Raw genomic sequence first — 12,249 nt, forward strand, 5'->3', positions numbered from 1 at the left:
ATTAATCATCAAATGTCTGCGCACTGAACCTCCGATCGGCATCGAATCCGATTGGGCTCCACCACTCTCGAGCGTCAGAACTTCTGCTGGTACTGCATGTAGACATAGCGACCGATGTCATACGAGGCGCTGTAATCGAAATAACTGTCGGTACCGCCATTGAAACCGCCGCCATAGATATACGGCCCGACGTGGTTGAAGATGTTGTTGACACCTAGCGAGAAGGTCGCCTTCCAGGGTGCGTTCCAATGCACCTGCAGGTCGTTGAAGGTGGCTGACGGATACTGTGTCAGTGGTTGCACGCCGGAACCGGGCGCGTAGTGGTCGGGCAAGGTGCAGGCGAAGCCCGGGTGTGCTGAATCGGGCGGCGGGTAGGCGCAGCCGCCTTCGAACGGCGAGTAATAACGCATGGTCCAGTTCGCGCCGAAATTACCCAGAGTCCAGCCCAGCGTGAGGCTGCCGCGCACCCGCCAACTGCTATAGAGGCCGGCGTCGTAATTGATGGCTGCGCCTTGGGCCGGCAACAGATTGAAGCTGGAAAGGTAGGTACTCTGCATGCCCAGCGTGAACTGGCCGAAGCTGTATTTCGGCAACACGTACTTGAACCCGAAGTCCCAGCCACGCTCCTTTTCCCAGCCCGCATTCGTTTCCAGATTCATCAGATTGATGATCTGGCCGGTGCCCGCCTGACGCTGGAATTGTCCACAGGCGGAAGTGATGCCGAACTGATAGCAATCGGCCAGTACCTGATCGTTGCTGATGCCGGTGATCAGATTGCGGATGTTGTAGGTCCACCAGTCCGCGGTGGCAGTGAAGCCCGGCACCCATGACGGGCTGTAGACCAGACCGACATCGCCGTTATAGGACGTCTCGGGCTTCAGATTGGTGTTACCACCGTTATAGCTGTTGGTAACACCGTAGGCCTCGGTTCCGGTGACCGGCACGCCGTTGGCATCGGTCTGCCGGAAGCCGGCGGGTACCCCGGGCAAGCCAGCGGTCCCGCTGCTGCAGCGTTTCGCCACGGCAGCACTGTAGCCATACTGGGATGGCCCATAGACCGAATCACAAGGGTCGGTAAAGCCGCCAGCCAGATAGAGTCCCTGATAGAGATCGTTGATGGTTGGCGCGCGGAAGCTGGTGCTGTAGCTGGCGCGAAACAGCAGATCGTCGAAGGGTTTCCAGGTCAGCTTGAACGCGTTGTTCTGCGTACCGCCGAAGTTGCTGTAGTGCGACCAGCGACGCGCCACATCGAGCGCAAGACTCTGTGCGCCCGGCAAGTCCTTCAACAGTGGCGCATAGAACTCGACGTAACCTTCGTTGAGATCGAAACTGCCCTGATTGGGGGCGACGGCATAGGCACTGGAATAGCCCGAATAGGCGGCCGGATCGGTATCGTCGAAACCCGCCTCGGAACGATGCTGCACACCCACCGCAAAGGTGAGATCACCACCAGGCAGCTCGACGATGTTGCCGCCGAAATCCGCCGCGGCGACCTTTTCGTCATAGCCGGTACGTTCTTCATAGTTGATGCGCGAATAGTCGATCATCTGCTGCGTGACCTTGCCCAGCGGATCGAACGGCACACAGCCGGCGATCACATTGCCCGGCGTACCGCACTGGACGACACCATTGGCCCCCATGAAGGATGGCCCAAGTGCCTGCGTCAGCTTGATCAGGTTGAAGTATCCGTTGCGGATATCGACGTCTCTTATCTTGCTGTCGTAGGTATAGACATCCCAGTTGAACTCGTGGTCGCCCACGCCGAAATGGCCATCCAGTCCGAAGCTGTAGCGGTAGTTTTTCGAGCTGTTGTCATTGCTGTAGAGATATTCGGGCAGGAAGCGGTTGATGCGCAGCGTTGCCGGCGTCTGCCCTGGCACATTGAGCGGGTTGTAGTAGCTGTGTGCGTCCAGCGTGATCGGATAATCGGGATTCGGAGAGAAGCCGCTGTAAATCGCACTCGGACTGCCCACGCCACCGTTGATGCTCTGGTTGTAGCCCAGGTTGATATGCGCATTGATGTTGTCGGTCAGATGGTAAGTACCATCCAGATAGAGATTCTTGGTCTTGTTCGGACTCAACAGTGTGGTCTGCTCACCACTGTTGTGGTTGTACATGTAGCCACCTTCGTTGGCGGGACTGTCGATAAAGCCGGTCACCGGATCGAAGGTTTGCGGTGTGACCCGGTAGTAGTCGGCAATATTGCGTGAGTCCCCGCCGGGTTCGAGCACCAGCGTATGACTCTTGCCATCCGGAAACAGCGAAGCGGGGGCACCGCTGATGACTCCACCATCCGGCGGGACATACGAAAGACCGAAATAGGGATGATTGTTGGTGTAGGGATACGCCGACCATGGCCGATTACCGGCCCATACCAAACCGCTGTTTTGATAGGAGGTGCTGAAGACCACCGAGCCCTTGTCGCCAGTTTTGCCGGCAGTAACACTGTATTGCTGTTGGCGACCATCCTCATGCGGCATGTACTGGCCGTCATAGGTGTCGATCTCCGCACCGTTGAAATTCTTCAACGTGACGATGTTGATCACGCCCGCAACCGCGTCGGAACCGTAGACCGCCGAAGCGCCATTGGCCAACACATCGATATGATCGACGATCGAGGTGGGAATAACGCTGACATCGGTATAGCCGCCATGGGTTGCACCGATACGTTCGCCATTCACCAGCACCAGTGTGCGCGGCGCACCGAGTCCACGCAGATCGATAAAACTGCCGCCCTGGTTGGGACCCAGCGACCCTGCGTCGGCACGACTCAGGTCGGGTGTGGCCGCCGATGAAATGTTCTGCAACAGCTGGGCCACCGTGGCGAAGCCCTGGCGCTGTATCTCTTCACGGGTGATGGTGATGGTAGGCAACGCCGTTTCCATATCGACACCGCGGATGTTCGAGCCAGTCACGGTCACCTCTTGCAGCTTGACGGCTTTGTCCTGCGCTTCCGACGTTGCGGCATCCTTCGCGGATTTCTTTTGGGCAGTCACCTTTTTAGTCGGTACCTTGACGGCCGTGGTAACAGCTGGCGGTGAAGTCTCGATCTGTGCCATGGCGATACTCGAAAAGGCCAGTCCGCCAACCGCACACGCCACCTGCATCGCCATCAATGACTTGTCGATGGATGCCGTCAACAACTTTCTGCTGATGCCATCGACCGTAGAAAATCCCCTATTTCCAATACGCATAAATGCTCTCCCGTAGTTCGCGATCGCCTGCGCAGACATGACCTCTCCCCTCTGCACCAAGCGGTTATGGATATTTCTCCTGTACGTGAACTCGCCTGCAGCTTCGTCAAGCCTCCAACGAGTGGCCAAACCCGGCCACGTTCTGCTCGCTGGAGCACACATGCAGCGTGTCCAATGGCTTGTTGAAGCTCGTGCGGTGCAATCCATCAGTCCACATCCAATGACTTGCCTCATCACAGAACTTCAACTCGCTGCCCTGAAAGCATTCGGGCAGCGTTTCATTCCGCTCGGACGTCAGAACTTCTGCTGATAGCGGAAGTAGACGTAACGACCGATGTCGTACGACGCGTTGTAGTTGTAAGGATCGCCGCCGTCCTGGATCAGTAGTCGTAGGTAACACCGAGCCGCACGTAGCGCGGCGGCTGCAGCACCAGCGGCGTGTCGTAGAGCGGGTTCGGCGTGCCCGCGCTGTTACCGTTGAAGTCGGGCGACAGGTTGAGCGGCGCGTGGCCGTTGAACACGTTGAATACGTCCACGCTGAAGGCGAGCTTGTGGTTGGCAAACGCCGGGCTGTAGTGGATGCCCAGATCAAGCTGTTTCATCCATGGCAGGCGTCCGGTTGCCCCCGGCGGCGACGGCTGGCCGTTGCACCAGTGGTAGTTGGAGCCGTAACTGTCTGGATCGGTTTGGCCTGTCCCGTAGTAGCCCAGACAGTACTTCGGTCCACCCGACGTCAGGTTGAGGTTGGCCGAAACCAGCCACTCGGGCGTTACCGCGTAGTAGCCGTAGGCCTTGATCACATTCGTGTGGTCGTTGCCTTGCGGGCCATCGGCGTAAGCCATCAGTTCCGGGAAATCCCAGTCCTCGTTTTGCGTGCCGCCAGTGGCCTGAATGTCGGACTGGCCCTGGCCTTCGCTGTTGCCATAGCTGCGCGAGAAGCTGTAGCTGACCTTGCCGTACCACTTGCCATCGAACGGATGCTCGAGGAAAGTCTCCAGCGCGTAATAGCGGCGCACCGCCTTCGGGAATTGCATGTCGGCGTTGGACAGCGTGACGCTGTGGAAAGCGCCGTTCGGATCCTGCACCGCGAAGGTGTTGGCCTGGCCCGGGTTGATGTAATAGCAGGTGTCGGTGTTGACGTCGGTGATGCCTTCCGAAGCCGCCTTGTTCACCACCGCCTGGACGTCGCACCAATCGTCGATCACGTGCCGCAGGATGCGCCGGGTGAGCTTGGCACCATAGATCCAGTTCGGGCCGGCGGTCTTGCTGAAGCCGAGCATGAACTCGTCCTGGTCCATGGCCTTGAGGCTGGTCGCTGTCATGGTGCGCGGATCGGGCGTCTGGCCGTAGGCACCGTTCGCCGACACCGGTGGCGACATCTGCGTCAGACCGGTGGGCGTGCCGTCCGCCGCGATACCGCTATACGTGTAGTACTGCGAGGTCGCCACATAGCCGTTGGCAGGATCGCCCGGGGCGATCGGCGAGCCGAGGTAGTAACGCCCCGCATTGCCGAACACTTTGAACGAACTGTCGCCGAACACGTCCCAACTGAAGCCCAGGCGTGGTGCCCACTGCGGCTTGGTCTGCTGCATATAGGGCTGCGCGCTGGCATTGCTGTTGGTGAAGCCGTCGTCGCGCAGGCCAATGGAAAACAGCAGGCGGTCGTTGACCTGCCACTGATCCTCGATGTACTCGGCGCGCTCGCTGGAGAACAGGTTGCCGCCCTGATTGAAGATGTATTTATAGGCGTAATAACCGCTCGCCCCGTTCGGGTAATTGGCCGGGGCGCCCACACCAAGGCCCGGATACAGCGGCTGATTCGGGGTAGTCGTATAACCATAAGCCCATTGGTAGCCCGGTCCGGAGGTCAACTCATCCTGATCCCTGGCCGCCGTACGCAGGTTGTCGATGCCTGCAGTGATCGTGTGGTCGCCCAGGGCATACGTCAGCGCGACGCGCAAGTTGGTGGACACGAAATTCATGCCCGGGTTGGTGATCTCGCTGACGTTCTGGTTGTTGGTGATCGGCGTTCCGCCGTTCAGTGCCGGGTTCTGGTTCGTATAGTTGGAGATATACGTCAGGCTCGGGTCATAGGCGGGGTTCTCGCTATAACTGCGCGTTGTCATGCTGCCGTACGCGGCGGTGAAGGTCAGCTTGTCCGTGATGTAACTGGTGAACTTCGCCTGCCACATGTCGCCGCCATGCTTGGTGTTGTTGGCGTAGGACTTGAAGCTCGAATCGCTCAGGTTGTTGTAGTCGTAGTTGTAGACGCTACCGCTCGTCTCGCTCTTCTCTGATGCGCCGGTCAGCTCGAGGAGATTGTTATCGGTGATGTTCCAGTTGACCTTGGCATACCACTTGGGCAGCGTGTCCTTGTAGTGCGAATCGGTTCCGGAAGTAACGCTGTTGACCCCGTTCCCTTCCGTATGGGCCATTTCCGCCGAGGCGAAGAGAAACAGGCGATCCTTGATCAGCGGGCCGCCCACGTAAAAGTCGTAAACAGACGTCCAGCTGTTGTTCTGGTTCCTCGGGTCGTACAGGTTGCCAGCCACAGGCGACGGCGGCAGGCCGTTCGCGTAGTACGTGTTGTTCTGGCTCGCAACCGTCGAAGACGGTTCGTAGAGATACTGCCCGCCGAAATGCCACTCGTTGGTGCCGCTCTTGCCGATCATGTTGAGCACGCCGCCATCGCTGCGCCCGTACTGCGCGCTGTAGCCACCGGTGTAGACCTCTTCCTGGTCAATCGAGCCATACGGCAAAGTGATGCCGCCTTCGGAGAGGTTCGGATCGGTGGTGTTGAATCCGTTGAGGTAGTACGCGTTCTCCGTGGACGACGAACCGCCGAAGCTGATCAGCGGTTGGCCCGTCGTGCTGGTCGCGCCGCCCGCGCCAAGGTTGGTCGCCGGCGCCAGCAGCGCCACCGCTTCCGCGCTATGCCCCAGCGGCAGCTTGGCCAGTTGGTCGGCAGTGATGACCGTACGCGAGTCCACCGAGCTGACGTCGATCGGCGGCAGCTTGTTGACCGTCACGTTCACGTCCGACAACTGCTTCGCATTCGCCACGCTCGTTTCAGCTACCGCGCCGCTGAACGAAATTTCCGCACCCACGCCCACTTGCAACAGCACATTATCGCGCGCTTGCACGACCTTTCCATCGCGCATCAACGAGACCGAGTACGTGCCGATCGGAAGCTGTGTCGCGTTGTATCGCCCCTGACTATCGACGCTGACGGTACGTGTCAGGCCGGTGTTGTTGCGAACACTGACGGTTTCGCCCGGCTGCACCGGTACATGGCCAAAGATGCTGCTGGTCGTCGACTGTGCGTGTGCGGTGTTCGCACCAAACGCAACCAGCAACCCCATGGCGAGCATGGTTCGCCTGAAACCACCAGCGTTGCCTCCTACGCTTACCTTGCTTCCGGCTTTTTCATGCACGACAGCAACCGGCAACGTCCTGCCCCTGTCATCAACGGTAAAACAGTCACTTTTCTCGACTTTCATGAAATACCTCACCCGTATTCGCTATTGCCTGCGCAGACATGACCACTCCCCTCTGCCCCAAGCCGTTATGGATGCCCTTGGAAACTCCGATTCCCATGGACTTGTTCGCACCTTCACCAAATTTCAGACGCAGGAATCCGTGCCGGACCAATCAAGGGTCCGGTTTGACTCCGTGCTTTCAGTTAAGCCAGGCGGTGCACTCGAACCTGAGAGAGCAACGCCTCTACCGCCCGCCGTTCGACGAAACCGGTTTCCTGACCTTGCGCATTGGCTGCCCCGCAAGCCACGCCCAAGCGCAAGGTCTCTTCCAAATTCATGCCGCGGGCGATGCCCACCGTTATGCCGGCCAGCAGGCAATCGCCCGATCCGACCGTGTTGCGAATCTGTGCAAGCTCGATGCGGGCGTGCCAGATGCCGCTCGCATCGATGGCGACCGCACCCAGTGCGCCCATCGTCACCACCGGCATGGCAATGCCTCGGGAGAACAACTCCTTCGCTGCATCGATCGCCGCATCGAGATCGTCGACAGGACGACCGAGCAACGACGAGATCTCATCGCGATTGGGTTTGATCAGAAAAGGCTGCGCCTGCAGCGCATGCTTGAGCACGTCGCCACTGGCATCGATCAGGCAACGCCGGCCGGCATCACGTGCATGACTGGCCAGCTCGGCGTAGGTGTTCGCAGCGAATCCACGTGGCAAGCTACCGGACAGAATAACCAGTTCGCTTTCCTCGACGCCGCGACGAAACGCTTGCACCAGGGCCGTCCGGTATTTTTCGGCAATCTCGGGTCCCTGGCCTAGGACTTCGGTGATCCGGCCCTGTGCATCCTGGACCGCGAAACAAGTGCGCATGTTGTCGGGAATTTCGATGCCATGAAACAGCACCCCACGCTCGCTCATGCGCCGACCAATCATGTTGCGATGCGCTGCATCGACCACGCCGATCAATTGCACCCGCTCACCCAGTGCAGCAATCGTCTGTGCGACGTGCAGCCCCTTGCCGCCGGGATATTCTTGTTCGCTGATGGCGCGGTTGACTTCACCCGGATGCAGCGCATCGACGCCGATGAGACGATCGATCGTGGTGTTGAAACCGGCCACCGTGATCAAGGAACTGCCTCAATCAAGGCAAGTACTTCAGCGGCATCCGCCTGGCATGTGGTTCCACCCACGCCGCGTGTCGACAGACTGCCGCAGGCACCACCCCAGCGCAGGCAATCGATCAACGACTGTTGACGCAACCATGCATGGATGAAACCGGCATTGAACGAATCACCGGCACCCGTGCTTTCCACCGATGTCATCGGATACGCCGGCCCGGCGAGCAGGTTTTCGCCATCGAACGTGGCGCTTCCCTGCGAGCCGCGCTTCACTACCGTGCGTGCCCGTCGGTCGGCCAACCGGTGCAGGCCGTCCATCAACGACGTCTTGCCGGTGACGCCAAGCAACTCCACATCGTTGGGTAGAAACAGATCCACCTCATCCAGCGTCTCGAACAGTTCATCACCCCATCGCTCGTCCGGGTCGAAGCCGGGGTCGAGCGAGGTGGTCAGCCCCTGCAGACGTGCGCGCGCGAACAGGTCGCGGCAACCCGGACGCAGGGCGCGCTGCAGGTAATACGATGAAATATGCAGATGATCGAAAGCCTGCAGCCACTCATCACTGATGTCGTCGGCGCTCAGCGTGGCGGTGGCTCCGGCGAACGTTACCAGCGCCCTATCCTGCGCCGTCGATAGCGACGTCGTGACGCCGGTTCTCAGTGTCTCGTCCCGCAGAATGCCCGTGGTATCGATGCCCGCGTCCCGCAGCGCCGCTACGCAATAATCGCCCCAGCTGTCCATGCCGCCCCAGCCGACAAAAGCCACCGGATTGCCGAGACGCGCCAGACCCATCGCGCAGATCATCGACGAACTGCCCGGTGTCATCACAAAGTCGTCGGCGAGCACTTCCTTGCCCGGCAGCGGAAACGCGTGGCAATCCCGAAAAACAAGATCGACGTTGATTTCGCCCGCGACGAGGATGCGCTTCACACGCCCTCCTGGTGGATCGAGAAGTTCTCCACCACACGGGTGAGTACACCTTGCGAGGGCGTATCCGGCTTGCCGCCGAGCGACAGGCAGGCGAAGAACGCGAGCAACTGACCGACGACGACATCTGCCAGCAATGGCAACACGTCGTCGACGGCATCCATGCCCGCGAGTTCCACCGCCACATCGTTCGGCCCCAGCCATTCGCTCGCAATGCCTTCACCCACCAACACGCGGGTCATGCCTAATTGCTTGCGCGACAGCTCGCGCAGCAGGTCGACCTCATACGCACGCACCGTCGGATTCGGCGAGAGAAAGCCGACCACCAGCGTGTCTTCCGTCAGGCTCGACATCGGCCCGTGCCGCAAACCGAGGTAGGTTTCCGCACTGGTGGTCACTGCGCCGCCAGTCATTTCCAGCATCTTCAAAGCGGACTCGTGGGCCGCGCCCAGCGCGCCGCCACTGCCCAGGTAGACCACCTTGCCGAAGCCCTGACGGGCTATCGCGGCCAGCGCATCGGCTTGATCGTCAAGCACGTGCTGGACGCGACGTGCCAGCCGATTTGCTGATGCCTTCCAGTAAGTGCGAGTCGTGGAAACCAGACCGGCCCCGGCCAGCAGCAGATTGGTGAAGCTGCTGGTCATGACCAGACTGCGGTCATTGGTGCGTTCATCGAGTAGCAGCACGGTTACCCGTGGATCACTCTTATAGTCCGTCGCCAGCTTGCCGTTGGCATTGCAGGTAATGACCAGATGGCGATAGTCGGGAGCATCGGCCAGCAGGCGACTCACCACGGCGCAGCTTTCCGGACTATCGCCCGAGCGCGCCAGTGAAATCAGCAAACCTGCACCGGGCGGTAGCACACTGCGCCAATGCGTGAGCAAGGTGCCCGCCGCGATGGGCTGCACCGGTATGCCAAGGCCGAGCTGCAAGCTGGGCGCAAGACACTCGCCGATATACATCGAGCTGCCCGAGCCGGTCAGCACGATATGGCTCGGCGCTGGCGTCAGCGCAGCCTGTAGTTGCGCCAGCACTTGAGGCTGGTGCAACAAGTCGGCGGTATCAGTCCAGGTGGCCGGTTGCTGCAGAATTTCACGCACGGTGTCGGCGTAACCTCGTTCCCGCTGTTCCGCAAGCGAGAGCGCAAGCAGCGTTCTCAGCCCGACCGAATCTTTCGTTTTATTGTTTAATATTGACATTTCGCCAGATACAATTGAATGTGAAAGCATGTAACCACTGAATCGAGAGTATTCGAAATGAAACAAAACTTACAAGAGGTTTCGAACGCCGGCAGCCAACTTTCCCGGCTTGCCCTGTCCCACGGCAAGCGCACCCGCCTGTGGCGGTTGCTGTACGGCCATGGTCCACGGAATGGCAGCCTGCTTGTATTACCGCTCGATCAGGGCCTGGAACACGGACCGACGGATTTCTTTCCGAACCCGCCGGCAGTCGATCCGGAGTACCAGTTCCGTCTCGCCGTCGAAGGCAATTTTTCCGCCATCGCGCTGGGTATCGGCCTCGCCGAAAAGTACATGGGCGAATACTGCGGGCGGATACCGTTGATCCTCAAGCTCAATGGCAAGACCAACATCCCCGACGACGGCGAAGCCACATCGCCGCTGTTCGCCTCGGTCGAGGATGCGGTGCGCATCGGCGCCGATGCCGTTGGCTACACCATGTATGTCGGCTCACCGCGCCAGCATGACGAATTCCGCCAATTCGAAAAGGTGCGCCAGGACTGTGAGCGTTACGGGATGCCACTGGTGCTGTGGTCGTATCCGCGCGGCAGCGCCGTCAATGCCAAGGGTGGCACCAATACCCTGTATGCACAGGACTACGCCGCACGCGTCGCCTTGGAACTGGGCGCCGATATCGTCAAGCTGCACGAGCCCAACGACAGCACCGCCAACGTGCCGGCACCGTATAACCAGTTGCAGGAAGATGCCACCGCGCGCTGCGCACGCGTCGTGCGTTCGGCAGGTCGTACCATGGTGCTGTTCTCCGGCGGCGTAAAAGACGATAACGATGAGGCCGTGCTGCGCCAGGTCGAGTTCTACATGCAGTCCGGTGCCAGCGGCGTGATGTTTGGCCGCAACATGTGGCTACGTCCGTTCGATCAGGCGCTGGCGCTTACGCGTGCAGTGCATGCCATCATGACCCGTTATCCGCGTTGATTGCTTTACACGACACAGGCAATCCGATGATCTGTACCCATCGCAAAGCACATCGACGCACGCCCGAGGCAAGGCAGCATTGCAGCATCACGCAAGCCGGCTGCCTGTGCTGCGCACCACCCAGTGGTGCCGGTACAGTCAAGGCTACTGCGAGCAAGAATCCGCTACAGACCCAGCCTGACACCGGCAAGAACGAGCTTCGCCTTGCGGACTTCCAGCCACGCAGCATGCTGCATGTGCCGAAGACGCGGATCGAGCGTCCGCGCTTTCCGGTGATCGACATGCATACGCACCTGACCTGGTCGAGCAACGTGCGCAATGGCATCTCGGTGGGTGAGGAAATCACCCTGTTCGCCCAACCCCAGGACCTGCTGCCGGTGATGGACCGCAAGGGCATACGCACGCTGGTGAATCTCACCGGCGGTGTCGGCGCAGGTCTGGAAGAAAGCATCCGCAGCTTCGATCATGTCGCGCCGGGACGCTTTCTCACGTTGACCGAACCGTCCTTCGCCTGCTTCCCCGAGCCGAACTACGCGCAACTGCAGGCTGACGCGATCGCGCATGCCAAACATGTCGGTGCGCGTGGCCTGAAACTGCTGAAGACGCTGGGTCTCTATCTGCGCGAACGGATCGATGAAGGTCCGCTGGTGGCGGTGGACGACCGCCGCTTCGATCCGATGTGGGAGGCATGTGCCGCACTTGATATGCCCGTCTTTCTGCACGTCTCCGACCCGGAGGCATTTTTTCTGCCCACCGACGCGACCAACGAACGCTACGAAGAACTGAGCAACCATCCGGACTGGTCGTTCTATGGCCCGAGCTTTCCCAGCAACGCGGAGTTGCTCGCCGCGCGTGACCGGCTGATCGCGCGCCATCCCAAAACCACGTTCGCCTTGCTGCATGTCGGCAACAATGCGGAGAACCTCGCCGCCGTCGCTGCGTGCCTGGATCGCTTTCCGAACACGGTCATCGATATCAGCGCGCGGATCGGCGAGCTTGGCCGCCAGCCGCGCACGGCAAAGCGTTTCTTCGATCGCTATCAGGACCGCATTCTGTTCGGCACCGATGCGGTGCCCTCGCCGTACGGTGATGACGTGCCGCAGCAGTTGTTCGGCGACGAACTCTACGAGATCTACTACCGTTTCCTGGAAACCGAGGACGAGTACTTCGACTATGCGCCATCATCCACGCCACCGCAGGGGCGCTGGTCGATCTACGGACTGAATCTCCCGGAGGACGTGCTGCGCAAGGTATATCATGACAACGCCGCCCGACTTCTGCATATCTAAGAGCCTGTCCATGATCTCCCCGTACCTCGCGTTGTCATCGAGCGGTCGTCAGGTGATAGGGCG

7 protein-coding genes are annotated in these 12,249 nt (G+C 60.0%); 2 read left to right on the forward strand and 5 right to left on the reverse strand.

The window, feature by feature from the left end; all coding sequences use genetic code 11:
- Nucleotides 1–74 precede the first annotated feature (74 nt).
- From HDE79_RS07100 to HDE79_RS07120, 5 genes are all read right to left on the reverse strand, one after another.
- Nucleotides 75–3,194, reverse strand: a complete 3,120-nt coding sequence (locus tag HDE79_RS07100; RefSeq protein WP_184601257.1) for a TonB-dependent receptor — start codon at nucleotides 3,192–3,194, stop codon at nucleotides 75–77.
- 380 nt (nucleotides 3,195–3,574) lie between these two features.
- On the reverse strand, nucleotides 3,575–6,565 hold the full coding sequence (locus HDE79_RS07105) for a TonB-dependent receptor (RefSeq protein ID WP_184601258.1): 2,991 nt from the start codon (nucleotides 6,563–6,565) through the stop codon (nucleotides 3,575–3,577).
- Between the two features lie 311 nt (nucleotides 6,566–6,876).
- Nucleotides 6,877–7,797 carry a 1-phosphofructokinase family hexose kinase gene (locus HDE79_RS07110; RefSeq protein ID WP_343205937.1) on the reverse strand — a complete coding sequence of 307 codons (921 nt, stop codon included), beginning with the start codon at nucleotides 7,795–7,797 and terminating at the stop codon, nucleotides 6,877–6,879.
- Between the two features lie 5 nt (nucleotides 7,798–7,802).
- On the reverse strand, nucleotides 7,803–8,726 hold the full coding sequence (locus HDE79_RS07115) for a carbohydrate kinase family protein (protein ID WP_184601260.1): 924 nt from the start codon (nucleotides 8,724–8,726) through the stop codon (nucleotides 7,803–7,805).
- Entirely contained in the window at nucleotides 8,723–9,823 is a 1,101-nt protein-coding gene (locus tag HDE79_RS07120) for a tagatose-6-phosphate ketose isomerase (protein WP_343205924.1), read from the reverse strand. Before HDE79_RS07120 ends, HDE79_RS07115 begins: the two co-directional genes overlap by 4 nt.
- A gap of 156 nt (nucleotides 9,824–9,979) precedes the next feature.
- Between HDE79_RS07120 and HDE79_RS07125 the strand changes: the two genes are divergently transcribed.
- Together HDE79_RS07125 and HDE79_RS07130 are read left to right on the forward strand one after the other, a co-directional pair.
- Nucleotides 9,980–10,897: a fructose-bisphosphate aldolase gene (locus HDE79_RS07125; RefSeq protein ID WP_184601261.1), complete on the forward strand. Its 918-nt coding sequence runs from the start codon at nucleotides 9,980–9,982 to the stop codon at nucleotides 10,895–10,897.
- 26 nt (nucleotides 10,898–10,923) lie between these two features.
- Nucleotides 10,924–12,186 carry an amidohydrolase family protein gene (locus HDE79_RS07130; protein ID WP_184601262.1) on the forward strand — a complete coding sequence of 421 codons (1,263 nt, stop codon included), beginning with the start codon at nucleotides 10,924–10,926 and terminating at the stop codon, nucleotides 12,184–12,186.
- The last annotated feature ends 63 nt before the right edge of the window (nucleotides 12,187–12,249 follow it).

Source organism: Rhodanobacter sp. MP1X3, assembly GCF_014207165.1.
In the GTDB taxonomy this organism is placed as follows: Bacteria; Pseudomonadota; Gammaproteobacteria; order Xanthomonadales; family Rhodanobacteraceae; genus Rhodanobacter.